The 22688-nt window shown below is 64.4% G+C and carries 24 protein-coding genes, 1 tRNA gene and 1 pseudogene; all 26 read right to left on the bottom strand.

All coding sequences use genetic code 11. From position 1 onward, the window contains the following. Positions 1-5 precede the first annotated feature (5 nt). Positions 6-1232 carry a beta-ketoacyl-ACP synthase gene (locus M1D78_RS18370; protein WP_437421401.1) on the bottom strand — a complete coding sequence of 409 codons (1227 nt, stop codon included), beginning with the start codon at positions 1230-1232 and terminating at the stop codon, positions 6-8. Next, a complete protein-coding gene (gene fabG / locus M1D78_RS18365) occupies positions 1232-1960 on the bottom strand; it encodes a 3-oxoacyl-ACP reductase FabG (RefSeq protein ID WP_437421400.1) in 729 nt (242 codons plus the stop codon). The genes M1D78_RS18370 and fabG overlap by 1 nt, the downstream gene beginning before the upstream one ends. Continuing rightward, the gene (locus tag M1D78_RS18360; protein WP_437421399.1) at positions 1957-2409 is read right to left on the bottom strand and encodes an ApeP family dehydratase; all 453 of its coding nucleotides are present in this window, start codon (positions 2407-2409) and stop codon (positions 1957-1959) included. The genes fabG and M1D78_RS18360 overlap by 4 nt, the downstream gene beginning before the upstream one ends. Next, positions 2406-3587 carry a beta-ketoacyl-[acyl-carrier-protein] synthase family protein gene (locus M1D78_RS18355; protein WP_437421398.1) on the bottom strand — a complete coding sequence of 394 codons (1182 nt, stop codon included), beginning with the start codon at positions 3585-3587 and terminating at the stop codon, positions 2406-2408. The genes M1D78_RS18360 and M1D78_RS18355 overlap by 4 nt, the downstream gene beginning before the upstream one ends. Continuing rightward, the gene (locus M1D78_RS18350) at positions 3584-4093 is read right to left on the bottom strand and encodes a hypothetical protein (protein WP_437421397.1); all 510 of its coding nucleotides are present in this window, start codon (positions 4091-4093) and stop codon (positions 3584-3586) included. Before M1D78_RS18350 ends, M1D78_RS18355 begins: the two co-directional genes overlap by 4 nt. 10 nt (positions 4094-4103) lie before the next feature. After that, the gene (locus M1D78_RS18345; RefSeq protein ID WP_437421396.1) at positions 4104-5348 is read right to left on the bottom strand and encodes an NAD(P)/FAD-dependent oxidoreductase; all 1245 of its coding nucleotides are present in this window, start codon (positions 5346-5348) and stop codon (positions 4104-4106) included. A 129-nt stretch (positions 5349-5477) separates the two neighbouring features. After that, positions 5478-7814 (bottom strand): MMPL family transporter, encoded by a 2337-nt coding sequence (locus tag M1D78_RS18340; protein ID WP_437421395.1) that lies wholly within the window; start codon positions 7812-7814, stop codon positions 5478-5480. Continuing rightward, positions 7798-8367 carry an outer membrane lipoprotein carrier protein LolA gene (locus M1D78_RS18335; RefSeq protein ID WP_437421972.1) on the bottom strand — a complete coding sequence of 190 codons (570 nt, stop codon included), beginning with the start codon at positions 8365-8367 and terminating at the stop codon, positions 7798-7800. Before M1D78_RS18335 ends, M1D78_RS18340 begins: the two co-directional genes overlap by 17 nt. Before the next feature lie 32 nt (positions 8368-8399). Then, positions 8400-8825: an acyl-CoA thioesterase gene (locus M1D78_RS18330; protein ID WP_437421394.1), complete on the bottom strand. Its 426-nt coding sequence runs from the start codon at positions 8823-8825 to the stop codon at positions 8400-8402. Next, the gene (locus M1D78_RS18325) at positions 8818-10362 is read right to left on the bottom strand and encodes an HAL/PAL/TAL family ammonia-lyase (RefSeq protein ID WP_437421393.1); all 1545 of its coding nucleotides are present in this window, start codon (positions 10360-10362) and stop codon (positions 8818-8820) included. Before M1D78_RS18325 ends, M1D78_RS18330 begins: the two co-directional genes overlap by 8 nt. Beyond that, positions 10343-11290, bottom strand: a complete 948-nt coding sequence (locus M1D78_RS18320; RefSeq protein ID WP_437421392.1) for an LpxL/LpxP family acyltransferase — start codon at positions 11288-11290, stop codon at positions 10343-10345. The genes M1D78_RS18325 and M1D78_RS18320 overlap by 20 nt, the downstream gene beginning before the upstream one ends. Next, positions 11287-12105, bottom strand: a complete 819-nt coding sequence (locus tag M1D78_RS18315; protein WP_437421391.1) for a glycosyltransferase family 2 protein — start codon at positions 12103-12105, stop codon at positions 11287-11289. Before M1D78_RS18315 ends, M1D78_RS18320 begins: the two co-directional genes overlap by 4 nt. After that, a complete protein-coding gene (locus M1D78_RS18310; protein ID WP_437421390.1) occupies positions 12102-13781 on the bottom strand; it encodes an AMP-binding protein in 1680 nt (559 codons plus the stop codon). The genes M1D78_RS18315 and M1D78_RS18310 overlap by 4 nt, the downstream gene beginning before the upstream one ends. Then, a complete protein-coding gene (locus tag M1D78_RS18305; RefSeq protein ID WP_437421389.1) occupies positions 13778-14356 on the bottom strand; it encodes a COG4648 family protein in 579 nt (192 codons plus the stop codon). Before M1D78_RS18305 ends, M1D78_RS18310 begins: the two co-directional genes overlap by 4 nt. A gap of 70 nt (positions 14357-14426) precedes the next feature. Next, positions 14427-14684, bottom strand: a complete 258-nt coding sequence (locus tag M1D78_RS18300) for an acyl carrier protein (RefSeq protein ID WP_437421388.1) — start codon at positions 14682-14684, stop codon at positions 14427-14429. 13 nt (positions 14685-14697) lie between these two features. Next, positions 14698-14961, bottom strand: coding sequence for a phosphopantetheine-binding protein (locus tag M1D78_RS18295; RefSeq protein ID WP_437421387.1), 264 nt, complete (start codon positions 14959-14961; stop codon positions 14698-14700). Beyond that, on the bottom strand, positions 14942-15751 hold the full coding sequence (locus tag M1D78_RS18290) for a lysophospholipid acyltransferase family protein (protein WP_437421386.1): 810 nt from the start codon (positions 15749-15751) through the stop codon (positions 14942-14944). Before M1D78_RS18290 ends, M1D78_RS18295 begins: the two co-directional genes overlap by 20 nt. Beyond that, positions 15727-16449: a beta-ketoacyl synthase chain length factor gene (locus M1D78_RS18285; RefSeq protein ID WP_437421385.1), complete on the bottom strand. Its 723-nt coding sequence runs from the start codon at positions 16447-16449 to the stop codon at positions 15727-15729. Before M1D78_RS18285 ends, M1D78_RS18290 begins: the two co-directional genes overlap by 25 nt. A gap of 224 nt (positions 16450-16673) precedes the next feature. Next, on the bottom strand, positions 16674-17120 hold the full coding sequence (gene trxC / locus M1D78_RS18280) for a thioredoxin TrxC (RefSeq protein ID WP_437421384.1): 447 nt from the start codon (positions 17118-17120) through the stop codon (positions 16674-16676). 51 nt (positions 17121-17171) lie between these two features. Then, a complete protein-coding gene (locus M1D78_RS18275; RefSeq protein WP_437421383.1) occupies positions 17172-17375 on the bottom strand; it encodes a DUF4823 domain-containing protein in 204 nt (67 codons plus the stop codon). Between the two features lie 146 nt (positions 17376-17521). Further along, positions 17522-17695, bottom strand: coding sequence for a hypothetical protein (locus M1D78_RS18270; protein WP_437421971.1), 174 nt, complete (start codon positions 17693-17695; stop codon positions 17522-17524). A 174-nt stretch (positions 17696-17869) separates the two neighbouring features. Beyond that, positions 17870-18520 carry a CHAP domain-containing protein gene (locus M1D78_RS18265; protein ID WP_437421382.1) on the bottom strand — a complete coding sequence of 217 codons (651 nt, stop codon included), beginning with the start codon at positions 18518-18520 and terminating at the stop codon, positions 17870-17872. Positions 18521-18585: 65 nt separating this feature from the next. Then, positions 18586-18888 (bottom strand): putative Ig domain-containing protein, encoded by a 303-nt coding sequence (locus M1D78_RS18260; protein ID WP_437421970.1) that lies wholly within the window; start codon positions 18886-18888, stop codon positions 18586-18588. Positions 18889-19986: 1098 nt separating this feature from the next. Beyond that, a pseudogene (locus M1D78_RS18255) lies at positions 19987-20313 on the bottom strand (PAAR domain-containing protein); the annotation flags it as partial. Between the two features lie 298 nt (positions 20314-20611). Then, positions 20612-20688, bottom strand: a tRNA-Ile gene (locus M1D78_RS18250). Positions 20689-20808: 120 nt separating this feature from the next. Continuing rightward, on the bottom strand, positions 20809-22665 hold the full coding sequence (gene rpoD, locus M1D78_RS18245) for an RNA polymerase sigma factor RpoD (protein WP_437421381.1): 1857 nt from the start codon (positions 22663-22665) through the stop codon (positions 20809-20811). Between the last annotated feature and the right edge of the window lie 23 nt (positions 22666-22688).

Raw genomic sequence — 22688 nt, 5'->3', positions numbered from 1 at the left:
GAAGCTCAAGCCCAGCGGCGGAAAATCAAAGAGGTATTGATGCCGCCGAAAGCGAAATTGTTGTTCATTACGTATTCGTGCTGCATGGCCCGCGGCGCGCCGACGAGGTAGTCCAGCTCGCCACAGCGGGGGTCGATGGCGTCCAGGTTCAGCGTATGGATGTAGCGATCGCTGTTCATCATTTCGATGCTGAACCAGGACTCGAGCGCGCCGCAGGCGCCGAGCGTATGGCCAAGGAAGCTTTTTTGCGAGCTGATCGGCATGCGCGAGCCGAACAGCGACTGGGTCGCCAGGCTCTCGGCGATGTCGCCCTGCTCGGTGGCGGTGCCGTGGCCGTTGACGTAGCCGATCGCATCCGCCGCCAGACCGGCATCTTCGAGGGCGAGTTCCATGGCGCGGCGCATGGTGGCCTGTTCCGGCTTGGTGGCATGCTGGCCGTCGGCGTTGCTGCCGAAGCCGACCAGCTCTGCATGGATAGTGGCGCCCCGCGCCAGGGCGTGCTCCAGCTCCTCGAGCACCAGCATGCCGGCGCCTTCACCGATCACCAAACCGTCGCGTGCAGCGTCGTAGGGACGTGGCGAGGTGTGCGGTGCATCATTCTTCAGGCTGGTCGCATAGAGTGCATCGAAGACCATCGCCTCGGTAGCGCAGAGCTCTTCGGCGCCGCCGGCGAGCATCATTGGCAGCCGACCGAACTTGATCGCCTCATAGGCGTAGCCGATACCCTGGCTGCCGCTGGTGCAGGCGCTGGACGTCGGGATTACCCGACCAGTCAGGCCAAAAAAGATGCTGATATTGGCCGCGGTGGTGTGCGGCATCATGCGGATGTAGGAGTTGGCGTTGAGCCCGTCGGCAACCGAGTTCAGCAGCATGTTGCCGAATGCCTTGATCTCTTCGGTGCTGCCGGTGGACGACCCGCAGGCCACGCCCATGCGGCCGTCACGAATCGAGGCGTCTTCGAGCAATCCCGCATGCGCCAGCGCCTGTTCGGCGGCTCGTACCGACAGCCGTGACACCCGCCCCATGCTGCGCAGTTGTTTACGCGTCCAGTGTCTGGGCACGGCAAAGTCGTCCACCGGACCGGCCAGGCGGGTGTTGAGTTCAGTGAAACGGTCCCACTCGTCCATCCGCCGGATGCCGCTGCGGTTGGCGCTGAAGTTGGCTTCGATGCTGGCCCAGTCGCTGCCCAACGACGTGATACCGGCCATGCCGGTGACGACTACGCGCTTCATCAGCAGAGCCCGCCGTTGACCGCCAGCACCTGACGGGTGATATAGGCGGCTTCGGCAGACATGAGGAAGGCGACAGCCCCGGCTACCTCATCTGGCGTGCCCATTCGTTGCGCTGGGACCATCTTGAGCATCTCCTCGATGGGCAGGTTCTCGTCGAGCATGTCGGTGTCGATCAGCCCAGGCGCGACGCAGTTGACCGTGATGCGACGCTTGCCCAGTTCCACCGCCAAGGCCTTTGCGGCGCCGATCACGCCTGCCTTCGACGCACTGTAGTTCACCTGACCGCGGTTGCCGATCAGCCCTGAAACGGAGGTGATGCAGACAATGCGCCCGGGCTGGCGTCGGCGGATCATCGGCATGGTCAGTGGGTGCAGGACGTTGTAGAAGCCGTCCAGGTTGGTGCGCATGACCAGATCCCAGTCATCGTCGCCCAATGCCGGGAAGGCCCCGTCGCGGGTCAGGCCGGCATTGCAGACCGCGCCGTAGTAGGCACCATGCGCCTCGATGTCCGCTTCCAACGCTTCGCGGCAGGCTTGCCGATCAGCCACGTCGAACTGCAGTACGCGCGCCTGCTGGCCGAGCGACTGGATCTGTGCCTGGACCGCTTCGGCCTCGTCGCGTCGCGCGCGGCAATGCAGAACGATGTCGTGGCCGTTGCGGGCCAGGCGCAGGGCAATGGCCCGGCCAATGCCGCGGCTCGACCCGGTGACGAGGATGGTTTCACTCATGGTGCTGGCTCTTGCAGATAGCTCGCCACTTCTGGCGGCCGATAAACGTTCAGACGCGCCTCGGCGTGCAGGCCGGGGCCGTCCAGATGGCATTCGAAGACGCCCATGCCGTTGTCGTCCTGCAGCGATCGCAAGACGCGAACCTGCAGGTCGCAGCCGGCCGGGAACCGGTCCACATCGCACCGGTACTGGCGTGTGCCGAGCAGGAAGCCCAGTTCAACCGGCAGGCCGGCGAGGCGCGCCTGGCAACCGGCGAACGCCGCGACGGCCTGGGCCATGATCTCGACGCCGACCCAGGCGGGCAGGCTGCCGTCGGCGAGGTTGAGCAGGCCGCCGGGGCGGACGTGAAGGTGGGCCTCCAGGCTTTCGGCATCGAAGCGCGATACGGCATCGAGCAGAATCATGTCGCCGGCGTGGGGGATCAGCGAGGCGACGGGCCAGTCGATCATGACGTCTCTCCCAGGATCAGGCTGATGTTGTTACCGCCAAACGCAAAGGAGTTGCTCATCATGCGCAGCGGGCCTCCGACAGGAAGGGTGGTGCCGACCGAGGCAAGCTGCAGCACAGGCAGTTCAGGGTCCGTATGGCCGTCCCAGCGGTGCGGCGGAACCAGGCGAGCGGGATTGTAGGCCGACATTGCCAGCCAGCAGAACGCGGCTTCGAGCGCGCCGGCAGCGCCCAGGGTGTGCCCCGTCATCGGTTTGCTCGACGAGCACATCAAACTGTCCCCGAACAATGCCGCGACGGCGTGGCTTTCCATGGCGTCGTTATGGGTGGTAGCCGTGCCGTGCAGGTTCAGGTAGTGGATCTGCCCCGGCTCTGTCTTGGCCTGGTCCAGTGCCTGGCGCATCGCCTCGATGGCGCCGCGGCCCGTTGGGTCGGGTGCGGAAATGTGGTGAGCGTCGGAGCTGGCGCCGGCGCCGAGCAGCGCGAGCGGCGCACGCTCACGGGTCATCAGGAACAGCGCCGCCGCTTCGCCAATGTTGATGCCGTCACGGTTGACCGAGAACGGGTTGCAGCACTGGGTGCTGGTGGCTTCAAGGGCGCTGAAGCCTTGCAGCGTGAGATCGCAGAGCGTGTCGACGCCGCCGCAAAGCACGGCGTCGCACACCCCCGCCGCTAGCAGCCGGCTCGCACTCAGCAGCGCCCTGGCGCCGGACGTGCAGGCGGTGGATATGGCGTAGCATGGGCCGCCAAGGTGCAGCCGATCGCTGAGAAAGCTCGCCGGCGCGGCCAGCGCCTGGTGATCATAGTGATAATCGGCGGGCAGCTCGCCGTGGCGCGTCCGATCGGCCAGGCCTTCGGTCGCTTCCTGAATGCCGCTGGTGCTGGTGCCGATGACGACGCCGATACGCGCGCGGCCGAAGCGAGTGATGGCCGCCTGGATGTCTGCGTCGATCTCCTCCGATGCGGCCAGCAGCAATTGGTTGTTGCGCGTCCGGTATCGGAGCGGCTCGCCGGTCAAGTCCGGCAGCGCAGCGGTCACGGCGCCGACCGGCAGGCTGCGGCCGGTCACTTGCCGCCGCTGCATGCCGGACTGATCCCCGGCCAGCAATCGCCGGGCAACTTCAGCCTTGCCGCGGCCCAGCGCGCAGACCACGCCGAGGGCGTGCAGGTAGGCGGTCATGGCGCGGCAGCTCCGGTGTTTTCAATGGGGGCGACACCATAGGTGAGCGACGGCCCGACGTCGAGATCGAAATGCCCATCGTCGTGGTAGCGGACCTGCCAGGCCGACGAAGCGTCGATGCGCAGGATGCGTCTGTTGGGTTCGACGCTCCAGTCCCGCCCGGGATATAGGTCGGGTAGCCGGGGTTCCGGCGCGAGCGCGAATAGCAGCGCGGTGAAGAGTTCGCGCGCCGCGGCGTTCGGCGGCAGCAGACCATCCGCCTGCCAGGCACCGTCACGCAGGACCTGGCGCGCCAGGGGCACGCCGAGTGGGTCGAGCAACGACCAGCGGAGCCCCGGGTATTCCTTCTGAATAACCAGCAGCCAGTCACGCACCTCGGCGCCTTCGCGCCGCTGCACATGGAGCTGCAGCGGCAGCGCCAGATCCGGCGTATGCGCGGGTAGCACCGGGCCGCGGGCACAGGCGGCCAGCAGGAGCAGCGGCAGCCAGCACAGCAGGCGGATCATGGGGTGCCGCTCAGGCCGGGGCGCTGGCACACAGCTCGGCCAGCACGCGGAGGCGGCGTTTGGGTTCGGCGACATAGGGGTTCTTCAAGTCCCAGGCGTAGCCGGCGAGGATCGAACTGATCATCCGGCGGATCTCCGGTTGTGCGTGCGGGTAGTAGATGACGTCCTGGAAGCTGCCATCGTACCAACCCTCCACATAGGCCCGGAAAGTATCCACCCCGCGCTTGAGCGGGGCGGCGAACTCGGCTTCCCAGTCGACCGTTTCGCCCGACAGCTGCCTGTGCAGCACGGCGGCGGCCATGCTGGCCGAGCGCATCGCGATGGTCACGCCGGATGAGAACACCGGGTCGAGGAATTCTGCCGCATTGCCCAGCAGGGCGAAGCCCGGGCCGTGCAGCGACTTGACGTTGGCTGAGTAGCCGCCGATCAGCCGCGCCGGCGTGTCCCACACAGCATTGGCAAGGATGCGCCGCAGGTTAGGGGCTTCGTTAACGAAGGCCTTGAGGCAGGCGTCCAGGTCGTCCGGGCGATCCTGGTAGCGCTCGGCGCTGGCGACCACACCCAGCGAACAGCGGCCGTTGCTGAACGGGATCGTCCAATACCAGACGTCGCGCAAGTCGGGGTGCGTCGTGATGAGGATTTTTTCGCGGTCGAAGGCCGGGTCGTCGATGCGATCCTCGATATGGGTGAAAACCGCACGGCGCACCGGGAAACTGGACGGCGCCTCGAGGTCGAGTAGCCGCGGCAGCACGCGGCCGTAACCACTGGCATCGAGGACGAACTCGGCCTCGAGGGTGTAATCGCTGCCATCCTGGCGGCGGGCCCGCAGGTGTGGGCGCTGCCGGTCGAAGTCGACCGCGACGATTTCCTCCTCGTAACGGATCTCGACCCCCTGCAGCGCGGCCTGGTCGGCCAGCAGCTTGTCGAAGTCGGCGCGCTGGACTTGGTAGGTGCTGCCGAACCCCTCGGTGAATTTGTCGCGAAAGTCGAACTCGGTGTAGCGCGTATCGCAGGCGAAGGCGGCGCCGTGCTTGGTCTGGAAGCCCGCGGCCTGGACGGCTTCCAGCATGCCGGCCTCGTCAACGAAGTCCAGGCAGTGCGACAGCAGGCTTTCGCCGATGGAGAACCGTGGGAAGCGCTGGCGCTCCAGGATCAGCACATCGTGGCCCTTGCGCTTGAGCAGGGCGGCCGCGATGGCGCCCGAAGGGCCGGCGCCGATGACGACGACGCTACGTTGTTCGAATGCCTTGGTCATTTTTCGACTCGACAATAAGGGTGTGGGGTGCCTGGCATTGCAGCCGGGCGGCTTCCTTGCCTGTCAGCGACAGGGTGGCAAGACGATTGCGTGCCGCTGCAGGCAGCGGCACCGAAAGGGCACGGGCAGTCATGACGGCACCGTGCTGCGCAGCGCCGCCCAGGGCGCGAGCAGGAAGGCAAACAGCAGACCCAGGCTCACCGCCAGGCCGAAATTGCTGACCGCTGGTGTACTGGACAGCCCGAGCAGGCCGAAGCTGAGCCAGGTGGTGATCGCGGCGAGCAGCGTGCCGACCAGGCTGACGGCCGGCCCGCCGACCTGTTCACGCATGAGAATGGCGTAATCGACGCCGATGGCCGTGACGAGCAGTAGGCCGAACAGACCGAACAGGGTCAGCGGCTGGCCCAGCCAGCCGAGGCTCGCCAGGCTGCCAAGCGCGGCGAGTAGGGGGACGGACAAGCAGCGTAGCGCCCCGCGCCAACCGAAGGGCAGGCACAGCATCAGGAATATCAGTGCCGCTGCCGCAAGCTTGAGCAGTGCCGCTTCCCGCTGGGTAGCGGCAAACAGCTGGTTGAGTTCGGCGGGGCGGTCGACCAGGCGAACGCCGGCGATGCCCTTGTCGATACCGACCAACGCCGACGTGTCGCGCAGGCCTTGCAGGCTGATCAGCCCGGCGACAGAACCGTTGGCCTGGCGACCCAGCCAGAGGCTACGCCATGGCTCGGCGAGCGGACCGGACAGTACGGTGTCCAGCGATACCGGCGCCATGGCCTGCAGCCGCGCCAACTCTGCCTGCAGCTGTGCCTCGCTGACGCCCAGCGCCAGGAGCGGCGCGCTGGCCTCGAGCAGCTGGGGCAAGGCGATGCTGAGGCTGGCCTGCGCGACCTCTGGGGCGGCGAGCTGGCTGAGTGCCAGGTACCGCTGTAGCTGCCCGGCGGCGACCAGGTTGTCGAGCTCATCGGCAAGAGCCTGCTGGCGTTGCAACAGCTCATCAGCGGTCTCGGCGCGGATCAGGAAATACTGGCTGGTGGGCTGAAAGCCTGTGATATCGCCGATCCGCTCGGCCTGCTCCTGCAACCCCGCGTCGCGGCTGATCCACTGGCGCAGGTCATCCCGGAAGTCGACCTGCCATACGCCGCCGACGCAGAACAAGACGAAGGCGGCAAGCAGCCAGGGGGTTCCGATCCGCTGTAGTAGCGTCGCCCTGGCCTGCAGCCAGACGCCCGCCCAGCGCAGCGGCGCCGGCCATGGGTGCAGTGGCGTGTCGATCAGCGCGGGCAGCAGGCACAGGGCGCAGGCGAACGCGCCGACCAGCCCCGCGGCAGAGAACACGGCGACTTGCGTGAGCGCCGGAAACGGCGTGAAGGCCAACGCCAGATAGCCGATGACATTGGTGCCCAGCGCCAGGGCCAGGCCGGGCAGCGTCAGGCGTAGCGCACGATTGCTGCGCCAGGGTTGCAGCGTCCAGCTCTTGGACAGGTAGTGCAGCGGGAAATCGATACTGACGCCGACGAGGCTGGCACCCAGCACCAGCGTGAGCACATGGATTTGGCCGAACACGCCGATACAGGCGGCCGCGCCGGTCAGGGCCCCGACCACCACAGGCAGTGCGACCAATAACACCCGGGGGGTGCGAAACAGCAGATGCAGCAGCGCCAGGGTCGCGAATAACGAGACACTGCCGATCAGGCTGGCTTCCTCTCGGGCTTGGCGCTGGCCATGAGCGGCATGCAGCAGCCCTCCGGCGGCGAGCAGCTCGCCGCCTTCAGTGCTTATTCGCTGGCGCGCGCGGTCGATCAGATCGGCAACCTGAAGCGGCACGTCATCGTCGAACGCGTCCCCCTGTATCTGCGCGTGTATCACCTGCCAGCGCTGGCCATTCCTGACGGCTACAAGCGTGCCGTCAGCGCGCGCCTGCACATTGCCCGGCTGCGGTAGCTGACGTTGCGCCAGATCGGCGATGCCGAACCAGTCCTGTTCGATAGGCACCAGGCTTGCCCCTTCGAAAGGGGCATAGAGCCGCTGCAGCCGGTGCTCGATAAACTCGTCGGGCTGGCTGATCAAGGTCTGGCGGGCCTGGTCCCCCAATAGGGCGAGGCGTTGGTCGGCGAGCTGGCGGCGCAGCGCGGGCACATCCGCCTCCAGCGAATCGCGAACCGTTGCGAAAAGCCCGCTCGCCTGGAGCTCGCCTGCCAGCGTGTGCGCCAGACGCTGGGCGACTGGATCGTCGGCATGGTGCACCAGCAGCATCAGGTCGCGGTTGAGCGGCTCCTGCATGCGGTGTTCGGCCAATTGTTCGAGCGCATCCGGTGCGCCACTGGGCAAGAGTTGCAGCAGGTTGGCGGTGACCGGCGGACCGTTGCGCCATTGCCAGGCGCTGAGGCCGACCAGCGCGAGCATCGCCAGGAGAAACAGCGGCAGCAGCCAGGCGGGCGGCTTGAGCGCTTCGTCAGTAGGTGAGGTCATGGTGCTCGTCGGCGCTCAGCTGGTCGTCGATCTGGCTGTTTTCCAGCATCAACAGTGTTCGGTCGCCCTGGCTTTCGAACAACTCGATCCGCTGCGGGGTTGCACCGCCGCTAATCAGAATGCGAGAAAAAATCTGCCGGAGCAGGGCCGAGCGCGGTGTCAGTTCGAGCTGCCAGCGTTGCGCGGTGCCGCTCAGGTCGAGCGCGAAATCACGTGCCAGGGCGGACGAATCGCCGCGCAACACGGCCAGGAAAAGGCGGTTGTGCTGCGCGGCAGCGCGTTGCTGGTCGGTCATGTGCCAGCCATCGGCACTTCGCCGCGCGACGCCGGAATCAGTGATGCGGTAGTCCTGCTCGATGGGCTGGCGCAGCAGCCAGAGCAAGCCGTACTCGCGGGCCAGGACATAGACGCCCTTGCTGACCAGCGGCTGGGGCAGGGCGCGCAGGTGCTTTTCCTGAACGAACGTGCCGCGGATGACCGCCGGCTCGCTCAGCTGCGCCTCGAGCTGCCGCAGGTCGAAGGCCCGCGCGCCGGTCGCCACGGTGAGCAGCATCAGGGCCAGCCAGGCTTGCCAGACAGTGCGGGTCAACACAGCGCACGCTCGACCGCGTCAATGAACACCCGTGGCGAGGCGAACAGCATCTCGCGGGTGGCGATTTCGACCGCGACCTGGACGCTGGTACCGCGAGTCATGCGCTCCCCCGTTTCGGCATCGCTGATGAGGTAGTTGACCTTCAGGCGGTGCTCCCACTCCACCAGATCGGCGCGTACCCGGATGCGCTGGTTGAAGCGGGCGCCGCGCACGTACCGCAGCTGGATGTCGATGATGGGCCAGGCGTAGCCGGCGTCGCGCATCTGCACGTAGTTGTGCCCGATGCGGTCGAGCAGGGCGCAGCGCGCCATTTCGAAATACTTCACGTAGTGGCCGTGCCAGACGACGTCCATCGAGTCGACGTCGAAAAAGGGCACCAGGATTTCCACCTCGGCCTGCAAAACACCTTCCTTACGCATAGAGCCTCCAGTGGCGTGCGCGGATGCGCGCCAGGCACAGCCGCAACTCGCTTTCCAGCGCACGGTCTTCGATCAGCGGCGGGAAATCTTCACTCAGTGCCCCATGCATCTGTGCGAGCGCGGTGGGCAGGGCGCGCGCGCCGTCCTGTCGCTGTCGCAACCAGACGCCCTGTTGGGCGGCGATCAGCGTGGCGGCGGCGACTTGCTCGGTCAGCTTCAGGCTACGCAAGGCGTCGCGAGCGGCGATGGTGCCCATGCTGACCTTGTCCTGGTTGTGGCACTCGGTGGAACGGGAGAACACGCTGGCCGGCATGCTGTTCTTCAGCGCCTCGGCCGTCCAGGCGCTGGCGCCGATTTGCACGGCTTTGAAACCATGATTGATCATCGCGGTGGCAGCCGGCGCGCCGGACAGGTTGCTCGGCAGACCGTGGTTGTACCGCGTGTCGACCAACAGGGCGAGCTGGCGGTCGAGCAGGTCAGCAACGTTGGCAACGAGGTTCTTCAGGCTGTCCATGGCGAAGGCAATGTGCCCGCCGTAAAAGTGCCCGCCGTGCAGCACGCGCTCGGCTTCGGCGTCGATGATCGGATTGTCGTTGGCGCTGTTCAGTTCGGTCTCGATGAACTGCCGCAGCAGACCGAGGCTGTCGGCCAGCACACCGAGGACATGCGGCGCGCAGCGCAGGGAATAACGGTCTTGAAGGCGATGCAGCGGTGCCGTTGGACCGTCGATGGCCAGGTCCTCGCGTAGCCAGGCGGCGACCTGGGCTTGGCCGGGGTGCGGCTTGGCGGCGAACAGGCGCTCGTCGAAATGCTCGGGGTTGCCCTGCATGGCGACGACGTTTAGCGCGGTGATGCGCGTGGCAAGCTTGAGCAGGTAGTCCGCCCGGGCGAATGCCAGGCAGGCGAGGCCGGTCATCACCGCGGTACCGTTCATCAACGCCAAGGCTTCTTTCGGCCGCAGCGTCAGCGGTGCCCAGCCGAGCTGGCGATGCACGTCGGCGGCGCTACGTACCTTGCCTTGGAACAACACGTCCCGTTCGCCGGAGAGTGTCGCGGCGACATAGGACAATGGGGTCAGGTCGCCGCTGGCGCCGACCGAGCCCTCCTCAGGAATCAACGGCAGCACGTCGTGGGCGAGGAAGGCCTGCAGGCGTTCAAGCAGTTCCAGGCGAACGCCAGACATGCCGTGGGTCAGCGAGCGCAGGCGCGCCGCCAGTACGGCGCGGGTGGCCTCGGCGTCGAGCAGCTTGCCCAGGCCGCAGCCGTGAAAGGTAAACAGGTGGCGCGGCAGCGCTTCGACCTGGTGCACCGGCACCGCGACCACGCAGGAATCGCCATACCCCGTGGTGACGCCGTAAATGACGCCTTCGCGGTCGAGCAGGGTGTCGAGAAATTGCGCACCACGCGCGATGCGAGCGCGAAAATTCGTATCGGCCTGCAGTTGCGACGGCACGCGTTGCTGCGCGACGTCCAGCACATCTTCGATGCGCAGCAGGTTCTCGCCGAAGATCACAGGCTCAGTCGGGGCGTCGTTCATCGGTATTCCAGAAAGGGTAGAAATTGAACCACTGCAGCGGCGCTTCCAGGCAGCGTGCGGCCAGCCGATCGGCATAGCGCTGCGCCCATTGCCTCACCACGGCGTCTCGCTCGCGGCGACGCCAGCGAATGGCCTCGGCGAAGGGTTCGAGGTAGACATGGAAATGCTCGCCCTGTTTTAGGCAGAACAAGAGATTGGCCGGGCACTGCAGCAGGCCGGCGAGCAGCCATGGTCCCTGCGGAAAGGCCGCCGGTTGGCCGAGGAAATCGACGACCGCCGTGCGCCCACCATGCAGAGGCACCCGATCCCCGGCAATCGCCAACCATTCGCCCCGCTCCAGGCGCTGGGACAGATCGAGCATGGTGGCTGGGTCCAGCTCGCTGACCTGAATCAGCCGCAGGCGATCGGCTCCGGATTCGTCGAGCAGCTTGTTGAAGCGTTCGGCGTGGCGCGTGTGTACGAGGACATTCATGGTGACCTTGCGGCCCAGCTCGGCCAGCGCGCGGCAGATTTCGAGGTTGCCCAGGTGCGAGCCGACCAGCAGTTGGCCGCGCGGCGCCTTGAGATCGGCATGCAGGTTGGCGGGGTCGTGCAGCACCAGCTTGTCCAGCGACAGGCGCCCGCCCCAGACGTCGAGCTTGTCGAGCAGCGTATCGGCGAAGGCCATGAACTGGCGGTAGACCGAACCTGCATTCGGTGCCAACGCGTGCTGGCCGCTCCAGTCGGCCAGGTGGCGCTGATAAGTCCAGGCGCTTTGCCGGGCGCGGCGGCCGAACAGATAGAAGTACAACACGATCAGGTAAAGCACCGGTGCCATGGGTTTGCGGCCGATGACCCGCACCGCCCAGGCGGTGAGCTTCATCAGGGCAAAGCTGCCGCGCTCGCGATGCCCGGCCCAATGCGTGTCGGCAGCGCCGCGCTCGGTCATCCGTGCCACCGCCGCCAGAGCAGTTTCGGCGCGCGCACGAGCATGCCGCCGAACAGCCGCGCGTGCATCGCCGAAATCAGCAGGTTGTCGTGCCACAGGCGAAAATGCGAAACGCCGTCGGCTGGGTAGTGCACACGGGTCGGCAACCAGACCATCGGTTGCTCTTGCCAGTACAGGCGCACCAGTATTTCGGTATCGAAGTCCATCCGCTTGCCCAGGTGCACCGAGTCGAGCAAGGCGATTGTCTGGCGCAGCGGATAGACGCGAAAGCCGCACATCGAGTCGCGAATCGACAGCGACAGGGTGTTGATCCAGACCCAGACATGGGTCAGGTATCGCGCATATAGCCGGCCCTTGGGCACGCTGGCGTCATACAGCGGGTAGCCGCAGATCACCGCCTCAGGCGCTTGGCAGGCTCGGTCGAGAAACAGCGAAACGGCGCTGAGATCGTGCTGGCCATCCGCGTCCACTTGCAAGGCATGGCTGAAACCCAGGCGAGCCGCCTCGCGCAGCCCACTGCTGACGGCACCGCCCTTGCCCTGGTTGCTCGCGTGCCGCAGCAGATATACGTCGGGCTGCTGCGCGAGGGCGTCGAGCACCTGAGCGGCAGCCGGGCTCGAGCCATCGTCGACCAACACGCACGGCATGTCCTGCTCACGCAGCGCGCGCACCACGGCGGGTAGGGCGCGCTCGTGGTTGTAGACCGGGATAACAGCGCAGGGCTTGAACCAGTCGTCATCAATGGCCAGCGCCAGTTGCTCGGCAACGCGATGCGGTTTGGCGGCGAGCGGGTTCGCCGGGATGAGGCTGGTCATGCGGGGTCTCCCAGCAGGATGCGTCCGGACGAGCAGGGCGCCTCGCCGTTGTGGTAGTTGAAGTACAACTTGCCCCGCTCGCGGTCCAGCCGCAGCGTCAGGCGCAAGCGATCGCCAGGGCGGGCCAGCTGCTGGAACTTGAGCACTTCCATGCCGCCGAAGCGCGCCGGCAGATCGCTGATCAGTTCGCGCGCCAAGGCCAGCGCCCAATCGATCTGCACCACGCCGGGCAATACGGGTGTGCGCGGGAAGTGGCCGGAGAAATGGGCCAGATCGGGCGGGATGGCGAGGTCAAGGTGCCATTGGTCATCGTCGAGTTGCGCGCTCAGCCGATCTGGTTGGAGCGGGCGCGGCGCCTGGAGCAGGGCGTCGACCCGGGCTTGAGGCAGCTTGCCCTGCTCGTTGAGCGGCAGGTCGCGCACAAGGCGCCAGCGGCGCGGCAGTGCCATGGCTTCGCAATGCGCCGAGAGGTGGTGACGCAGCGCCTCGGTCAGGGCACGGCGACCACCGTTGCGCAGGGCATGCAGGCCGGCATCGCTCAATGCGACCAAGGCGGCGAGGTAGGCTCGGTTTTCCCGAATCACGCCGAGCCGTGCATCGGCGACATGCGGATGAGTTGCGAGCGCACGTTCCAGCATGGGCAGCGAGACGCGCTTTTCCTCGAGTTTGACGATCCGGTCCAGTCGCCCGAGCAGGGTGAAGCGGCCGTCCGGCTCCAGGTTTGCCGCATCGGCGGTCTGCTCGATATGCCCGGCTGGCAGGCATGGCGATTCGACCCGCAGGGCACCGCGCTCATCTTGGCTGAGCTGGACGCCGGCGAACGGCTGCCACAGCAGGCCGCCTTGGCGCCAGGCGATGCCGCCTGTTTCGGAGCTGCCGAAGATTTCGGTCGGCGCCTGACCGAGGCGTTGGGCCAAGCGGTCAGCAACCTCAGCCTCCAGCGGCCCGCCCGAGGAAAACACCTGGCGTACGCTGCGCAGCGCTGACCAGTCCAGGTTGTCGCCCATGCGTTTGAGGAGCGCCGGGCTGGCGACCCAGCAAAAATTCGGATGCTCACGGCTGGCCAGTTGCAGATCTTCGGAAAAGGGCTGCGCCTGACGGAGAAAAGGGCGTCCGGCGCAGAGCGGCCAGAGCACACGGAACAGCAGCCCGTAGATATGGTGAGCGGCCACGCTGCCGATCACGCAGGCGTTGCCGAGCGCTTCGCCCCACAGGGCTTCGAGCGTTTGCACTTCGTTGGCGAGCTGCCGCAACGTCTTGTCGATCAGCTTGGGCTCGCCGCTGGAGCCGGACGTGCACAAGACCAGGCATGTCCGGTCCAGTTCGAGCCGCGCGCCTTCGAGCGGTTCCTCGAACAAGCTATGCACGGGCGTATCGCAAGAATGGTCGCTGATCCACAGCTCCGCCTGATCGTGCAGACGGGCGCGGCTGGCCGGCTGCAGGTCGGCCGGCAGCAACACGACGGCACCGGCTCGCCAGGCGCCGAGCAGCGTGACGGCAAGCTCGGCGGCATCCTGCAGGTGCACGGCGATCCGGCGTACACCACGGCGGCGCAGGCCGGCAGCCAGGCGCAAGGCCTGCTCGCGAAGCTCAAGGTGGCCAAGCGCGGGCTCCAGCGTTACCAGGCGGTCGGGCGCAGCGGTTTCCAGCAGCTGCTCCAGGGCTATCCAGTTCATGCGTTTTTCCTGACGTGCTGGCGAACCAGCCATTCACCAGCGAACAGCGCACCCATCAACAAATAGGCGATCAGTCCGGTATACAACGTCCACCAGGCCAGCGGTGCCCAGAGCGCGAGTGCGCCGGCCGCGCTGGCATTAAGGATGAAAAAGCCAACCCAGACCCAGGTCACCGTGCGGGTGTAGCGGACGGCCGCCGGTGGCAAGTCCGGCTCGCTCAACCTGGCGAGCCGCTCGATCACGGGCGTGCCAGCGATCAGGCTGCCGGCGAACAGGCCCAGCAGCGCGAGGCTGATCAGCACCGGGTACCAGAGCAGCAGTGCGGTGTCGTCCGCCCAGCCCAGCAGCAGGCAAAACAGCAGGGCGGTGACGGTCATCGTGCGGCTCATCGCGGTTTGCTGGGCGGTGAGCATCCGTGCCAGCCAGAGCACACCCAGCAGCAGGGCGAACAGCCGGGGCGACAACGAATCCCGGGCGCCGTACACGACGAACGGGTAGGCGAGGCCGGCCAGCAACAGGCCAAGGCCGACCAGCCGGCCGGCGCCGGCTTTGCCTGTTCGTGCGGGTGCGTGCATGTGGGCGTCCATCGGATGGGCAGGTCGATACGCCGTGCGCATCGTGGGCACGGCGGGCATCGGTGGGGCGTCAGGCGAGCTCGGGATTGACCATGCGGTGCACGGCGTCGACGACGTCACCGACAGTGCGCACGGACTTGAACTCCTCAGCAGCGATCTTCTTGCCCGTCTGACGCTTGATGTGGTCGATCAGGTCGACAGCGTCGATGCTGTCGATTTCCAGATCCTGGTAAAGGTTGGCCTCGAGGGTGATGCGCCCGGGCTCCAGTTCGAAGAGTTCGACCAGCGCGTCGCGCAGGGTCAGGAAGATCTCGTCACGGCTGTTCACGTTGGGCTCCTCCTCAGGCGACGGCACGGTTGGCGTTGATGTATGCGGCCAGGCTGTCGACGCTGGCGAAATGCGTGCGGGTGTCCTTGGCGTCCGCGTCGATCTTGATGCCGAAGCGTTTCTGGATCGCGAGCCCCAGCTCTAGGGCGTCGACCGAGTCGAGGCCCAGGCCTTCGCCGAACAGGGGTTGGTCGGCGGCGATGTCGTCCGGCGTGAGGTCTTCCAGACCCAGGGCATCGATGATCAGTTGCCTGATCTCAAGCGTTAGTTGGCTCATCGAGTGCGAGCTCCTTTATGAAATGCTGGTGCAGATGGTCATTGAGTCGCCGCGAAGCGATGGGCGCCGCCCCCCCGGCGGCGAACGTCTGCGGATCGATGTCGTGCCCGACCCGCAGATGAATATGAAAGCGCCGTGCCGGGATCCGATACCAGGGCTCGGCCTTGGTGAGCGTGGTCGGCGTTACGGTGATTACCACAGGCGTGACCCGCGTTGCCCCGCGCAGTGCGATGGAGGCTGCACCGCGGTGAAATTGAGGCGCCTGCCCAGGTGTCGTCCGGGTGCCTTCGGGAAAGATGATCAGCGTCTGGCCTTTCTGAAGTGCCCGCGCCGCCTCGTCGAGCATGTCCGCGCTGCCGTTGTTGCTGATGTACTGCGCCGCACGGATAGGGCCGCGCGTGAACGGATTGTCCCAGAGGCTTTGCTTGACCACGCAATTGGCGTCGCGGATCAGGCCGATCAGCACTACCACGTCGATCAGCGACGGGTGGTTGGCGATGATCAGTTGGCCGGGGCGGCCGAGTCGCTCGGCGCCGTCGACCTCGTAGGTCAGTACGCCGCTGCGGTACATGAACTGCACGAACAGCCAGAACAGCCGACTCACCGTTTGGCGCGCACGCTGGCGCTGCAACAACGCGTTGCCCGGCAGAAGCGAGAGCAGCGGGAAGACGATCAGGCGCAGGCACAGCCCACCCAGGCCAAACAGGGCGAACGACAAAGCGGTAGCGATCAGGCGCCATGCCCAAGGCGCGCTGCGGCGCGGGGTCAGTGAGTGTGCTGCCAGTTCCATCTGCGTCCCTTCCATTGATGCTCGCGATGCGGCTGGCCAGTGACCAGCGCGCGGATCAGCTCGAGTGCATGCGGCCATCGCCCGGGCGCGTGCTCTGATGGATCACCAGTTTCCAGGCTCAGGCGCCAGCTATTGCCAGGCGTGAGCAGCAGCCCCAAGGCGTAAGGGAATGGCACATCGCTGATCCAGGGCTCATAGGCGGCTGGTGGTTTGTCCTCGGCGATTACCACCAGCACGCCGGGCGCACCCTCGGCGAGCAGCAGGGCGGCTTCGAGCACGGCATGCTCGAGGCCGTCGCCCTCGGCAGCCAACGCGGTCATTTCGCTGGTGTCTTCGCGCTGGATCGACCAGAGGCCAATGACGGCGTTGTGCACCGAGAGGCTGAACTGCGTAGGCGACACCGGCTCTTCACGGGCCAAGTCGTCGAGGATGGCAAAAGTGCGTGGCGTTTCGCCGTGGCGGGAGGCGTAGACCAGCGGGAGCGGGGGCTTGCCTTCAGCCAGCGGCGTTGCCACGGTGAAAGCCATCCGAGCCAGGCGGCTGAGGCGGCGGCGTTGCATGGCGGGGAGGAAGGTAACGTCCGGCATCTGATCGCCGGGCTCGACGCAATAGGGCTCCCTGGCCCAGATCGTCCAGTCGCCAACGCTCGCCAGACCTGGAGCCCAGGCCTGCCATTGATCGATATCGAATTGAATCACGCTTGAACTCACCGGCTCTTCTTGAGCCTTTGTTATTGGCGTGTCGACGTCCCTGTACAGCGACTATCGGTGGAACATCCGCCCCGGAAGTGGCGGGCATTATCCAATCGCGTTCAACCCGAGGCAAACGTTGCTTGAAATATCCTGATAAGAGGTAGCGGTATTCGGGAACCGAACGGGGAGGCAGCTGTCGCGCCGGTTCGGATGCAGCGCAGCCGCTTCAATCAGCGCGCTGGCACCTCGACGCCCTGTTGCCTTAGCCAGGCCAGTAGCTGAGGAAGCGGCATGGCTCCGCTCTGGCGCGCCACCTCCCGACCGTCTCGGAACAAGATCAGGCTAGGGATCGAGCGGATGCCAAGCCGCGCGGACAGCTGCGGATTGGCTTCGCTGTCAAGCTTGCCCAGCCGGCAGATACCCACGAGTTGGGCGGCCGCCTGCTCGAATGTCGGGGCGAAGGCACGGCACGGGCCGCACCAGCTGGCCCACACATCCACTAGCAATGGCAGGTCGCCTTTAGCCTGCCGTTCGAAGCTCGACTGGCTCAGCGCGAGGGGCGTGTGGCTGAGCACCGCGGACTTGCAATGGCCGCAGCGTGGCGCATCGCCAAGGCGCTCGGAAGGGATGCGGTTGAGCCCCGCGCAATGGGCGCAGGGGATAAGGCGGGCGGTCATGACGAAGCTCCGTGATAGCGAAGTTTGAAAATGGAGGTTCGCCAGCCAATATCAAGGCACTTGTGCAGGCGTATCAATGACCGCTCCAAGGTATTCAGTGATGGGCGTCGCCAGCAGATATTGCGGATGGTCGTCGCCAAGTGTCACCAGGCCACTTCTACCCTCGATAACCGTGCTGCTGTCCGCCTCGCCACTGAATACGTCGATCAGGTCGAGCCGGACGTCGGCCGCACAATATTTGCGCCCGTGAGGCATTAGCTTGCTTGCTACGAGGTTCCTGCCGTCCGTGTTCCTGCACGGCACAAGCGTTACTTATGAGGAGAATCTTGAAATAAACCACGGGAGGCAAAGGCGCACCGTCAAGAGGCTGGACTAAACGGTTTTCCATTTTTTGCAGGCAGTTACAAGAAAGCCGCGCATTGCGGCTTTAAAGGGGGTGGGCCCACACGGACTTGAACCGTGGACCGAAGGATTATGAGCCAGGCAGAGTCGAACGCTGTCCAGACGGAGGGAATTGCTGCTTGCAGGTTCGAGAAGCAGGCGGGTGCAGCTTCGAAAAAGACGGCTGTCTCAATGGTTGAGCGTTCATAGCCTTTAAGGTTTCGGGCAATGCTGAAGTAGTCGACGGTGTTGTCTCATCCGACAGGGCTGCCCAAAGCCTTACTTGGTTCTGCCTTGGCGAAAGGGTCGCCGTAAGGGGTCCGAGTTCGTCATTTGTTGCTCCCCTGCGGGCGCGCTACACTGCGTGGCTAGTGCATCAACCCAACGCTTTGATCGAGCGTTGGGATTTGCTCATTCGCAGCAGGCAGCCGGAGCCAGCCCCGCACCCGGTCATTCTCGATGTACCAGCGGCCGTCACGGTGGGCGAGGGGGATGGATTCCCTGGTGCTGGCGAAGGGGCCTGGGTTCTGTTGGGCTATTTGCAGCGTGTCGCTACCGACGCTCGCAATGATCGCAACGTGCCCATAGCGGTTGAGCAATGAGGGGGCGAACACCAGCAGATCGTCGGCGTGCGGTGGCTCGGCGCTGCCGTTGATGAACTGCAACAGGCCGCGCCTGGCATTCAGTGCGCCGTCGCTGACCTGTGGATCGAAGAAGTCTTTGGCATGCCCGTAGCTGTCCGGCATGCGGTGGCCGTGGCGCTCGAAGTAGTAGCGTTTGACGAATTCGACGCATTGGTAACGGAGGCCAAGGTTGTATCCGTCCTGAGTCAGGTTGCGGCCCTGCACTGTATTGACCCCGCCGTTGTAGTAAATCGCTACGCCGTTTAGCTCGTCGAGCTGCTCGCCCACGGCATGCTTCGGGTTGGGGTCTATTCGGGTAACGGCAGAATAAAGTCCCACGGTGACCAGTGGCAGAACGGCCAGGCCTATGAGAAAAGTGCGTCGGAGGTTATTCATGGGTTTTACTATTCGTCGATTTATTTGTAGACGTGCTCCACGTCTTGGCTGCCGCACTGGGGCCGTTATTCCGTAACTTTGAGCGTGTAGACGCGGCGTGCCCTAAGGCCGGCGCACTGGGTGCCGTAGGTGCCGGCGGATATGTGCACTTCATAAGCGCCAGCTTTAATCGGAGTGCCGCTGATGAATCCACTCGGTTCGCGGTCTTGGTGATCGATCCTCAGTCCGCCGGGCAAGGGGTAGGCGTCACTTGCATAGATGCCGTGAACTGGTGAGGAAGTATTGGTCACGCTGAGCTGCACGCTGTACGGGACCCCGACTTTGGCGGTTGGTAAGGCCTCCGGCAGCAGAGTCGGTTCAGGCCGCATGGCGCAGCTGCCGACCATGCCACCGGACATGACTGCTTCACATCCCGCCAGCTGAAGCGTTAAGCCGATGACGCAAAGTGCTTTCCGTAGCATATGAGGCGCTTTTCTCTCTCATGGGATTTTGCTGAATACGGCCCCGCCGTATATGTCTTTGACGAGCTGACCAAGCGTGTAGCTGCGCGTAATCTGGTGCGAAACGTAGCCCCAAGAAAACATCTGAGAGTCGACGATTTTATCCTCGGGCGCGGTGGTCTGATTGATTTCGCCGTTTTGGGTCTGCGGTGCTTCTTCCCAAACTATCCAGTGATTCTTTCCGACCCCTGCGCCGCCCTCCACCATCGAGGCGCAAACTAGCGAAGTGACATGGTGCTGAGGGCTCAGGTAGCTGAGCAACTCTAGGAGCTTCTCCTGGTTGATGTGCCCCCTGAACTGGATGTTATCGAAGACAACGGTGGCGCCAGCCTTGATAAACCATGACTCTACTTTGCTGGGAAGAGTAATCCCTGATACCTGGTCGCTAGGGGAGTCGTAATCGAGCAGGGCGTTCTCGCTGTCTCGAAGACTGGCCAGCGAGATCCAGTCAATCGCGGATATCCGGTCTCCTGCCGCCGTGTCGCTGAAGTTCTTCGGATTCCGGCAGTCGTAGCTGGGCTTGATGTGTAGCTGCCCGATTGTGGTTTCCCCCGTTTCCCATAGATCGATGATCGCTTGGGCATAAAGATCAGGGCGATCCTTCAGCAGCGCGTAGAAGAAAGCTGCAGGCCCGCACAGGCTGGTCTCTTGCTGGTTCGGCTGAGGGGTGATTCTTTCCTGAGTCGACACATACTGCCCTTGGGATCTCGCCAGGCGTACTCGTAGCTGCTCTATGACCTTGCTCTTCTCGAACGGGTCACTGGCTGTACCCATTGGATGTTCGGAGTCGTTGAAGACGCGACGGTTAGAAATTGAGCACTCGAAGTCGTCAAGGATCTTTTCGGCAGCTGCCGATCGATCAGTCGCCGACGCAGGCCGCGTAATGCTGCCGGCGGGCTTTGCCGGTTGGGCCGCAAGAGGGGCGGCAGAAGACTGCCTCGTTGGCACTGCCGCTGTCGCAACCGGGGTTGCATTTAGCACTGACGGGCTTGGTGCTGTGAAGGGGGCGGCTACTGGGCTGTCACCGATGATCACGCTGCCGGAGCCGCCGATGATCAAACTCCCATGGCCACCCGTACTTCCAAGTGTCGCAGCCGGCAGGCCGTTGATCAGTACTGTGCTTGCTACAGCGCCCACTATTGGGCTGCCACAGGCTGACGTATCGCTCATCCGTGCGGCCGGCAGGTTATCGAACAAGACGTCCGGGGAACCCGTTGCGATGGGGTTTGTGCCATGGCCAGGCACTGGGCAAGAGATGGGGTCAGTTTGGCGAGCCGCCGGTTTTCCGCTCATGGTGTTGCTCCCTGTTTTCGTACGCGAATCCTACGCGTGTCGTCCCGCCCAGCTTTTGTCGCCTTCGCTAAATTGTGGCAATGATCACTGTCTCCTTTAGGCATCTGGCAGAGCGGGTAGTAGTCGCGGCAGGCCACGATGCCATTTCTCCGGGATCTGACCGATTAGCCCCGCATTATGGTTTCGCCTTGCTCGCCGACGTCCCTAAGCTTGGCCAAGAAAGCAGTACCCGTAAAAATATTTTCGGACCAGAAAAGAAAAGGCCAGCTCGAAAGCTGGCCTAAGTCCTTAACTTTATTGGTGGGCCCACACGGACTCGAACCGTGGACCAAAGGATTATGAGTCCTCTGCTCTAACCAACTGAGCTATAGGCCCCCAGAAGGCCGGCGGATTATACCGGCGAGGGGAGGGAGCGCCAACAGACGAGGGCGTGTTCTGGGCATATAAACAAAGAAACCCCGGCCAGAGCCGGGGTTTCTTTGATGCCGACGCCGTTTACTCGTCGAGGAAGGAGCGCAGATGCTCGCTTCGCGTCGGATGGCGCAGCTTGCGCAGTGCCTTGGCCTCTATCTGACGGATTCGCTCACGAGTGACATCGAATTGTTTGCCGACTTCCTCGAGGGTGTGGTCGGTATTCATGTCGATGCCGAAGCGCATGCGCAGTACCTTGGCTTCACGTGCGGTGAGGCCGGAGAGGACTTCGCGAGTCGCTTCCTTGAGGCTCTCCACGGTGGCGACGTCGATCGGCGACTGCATGGCAGAGTCTTCGATGAAGTCGCCCAGGTGCGAATCTTCGTCGTCACCGATCGGTGTTTCCATGGAGATCGGCTCTTTGGCGATCTTCAATACCTTGCGGATCTTGTCCTCAGGCATTTCCATGCGTTCGCCCAGCTCTTCCGGCGTCGGTTCACGACCCATTTCCTGCAGCATCTGACGGGAAATACGGTTGAGCTTGTTGATCGTCTCGATCATGTGGACCGGGATGCGGATGGTCCGCGCTTGGTCGGCAATGGAGCGAGTAATCGCCTGGCGAATCCACCAGGTGGCGTAGGTCGAGAACTTGTAGCCGCGGCGGTATTCGAACTTGTCCACCGCCTTCATGAGGCCAATGTTGCCTTCCTGGATCAGATCGAGGAATTGCAGGCCGCGATTGGTGTACTTCTTGGCGATGGAGATAACCAGGCGCAGGTTAGCCTCGACCATCTCTTTCTTCGCGCGGCGAGCTTTGGCCTCACCGATCGACATACGACGGTTGATGTCTTTGATGTCAGCAATGGTCAGCGCGCAACTTTCCTCCAGAGCGAGCAGCTTTTCCTGGCAGCGTTGGATATCGTCTTTACGGGCAGCGATGGCGTCGGCGTACTTGGCCTTGCCGTTGGCGAGCTGGTCAGCCCAGCCTAGGTCTGTCTCGTTGTTCGGAAACTGACGCAGGAAGTCGGCACGCGGCATGCGGGCGTCACGCACGCAGATCTGCATGATGGCGCGTTCCTGGGCGCGCACTTGGGCAAGAGCGTCGCGTACCCGTTCGACCAGCGCATCGTACTGCTTGGGAATGAGCTTGATCGGCATGAACAGCGTTGCCAGCTCCAGCAAGGCGTCGTTGGCCTGTGGGCTGCCACGGCCATGCTTCTTCAGCGCAGTCTTGGCGGCTTCGAGCTGTTCGGCAACCGCGCCGAAGCGGACGCGAGCGACTTCCGGGTCCGGACCGCCATCGCCTTCTTCCTCTTCGCTGTCGGAGTCGTCCTCGTCCTCGTCGTCCTTTTCATCGTCGGACGATTTGGCAGAGGAGGTCTGCGGCGTAACCGGCTCAACTTCCTGTGGTGCGGCAGCGCCGTCATCGTCAGGGTCGATGTAACCGCTGAGAATGTCCGACAGCCGGCCGCCTTCGCTGGTAACGCGGTCGTAGTCGGCAAGGATGCTGTCGACGGTGCCTGGGAAGTGGGCAATAGCGCCCATGACTTCACGGATGCCTTCCTCGATGCGTTTGGCGATCTCGATTTCGCCTTCACGGGTCAGCAGCTCCACGGTGCCCATTTCACGCATGTACATGCGCACTGGGTCGGTGGTGCGGCCGATATCGGTCTCGACGGCGGCCAGGGCCGCGGCGGCTTCCTCAGCGGCGGCTTCATCGGTATCGGCTTCGGCCAGCAACAGGGCATCGGCATCCGGGGCAACCTCGAATACATTGATACCCATGTCGTTGATCATGCGAATGATGTCTTCCACCTGTTCCGGATCGGAAATATCCTCCGGTAGGTGGTCATTGACCTCGGCGTAAGTCAGGTACCCCTGCTCACGACCACGCTGGATCAATTCTTTGAGACGAGACTGCTGTTGCGCTTTTCCGGACATATAACCCTATCCACTGACGGTTC

Source organism: Pseudomonas sp. SA195, assembly GCF_054131565.1.
This window is presented reverse-complemented; position numbering and strand designations above follow the sequence as displayed.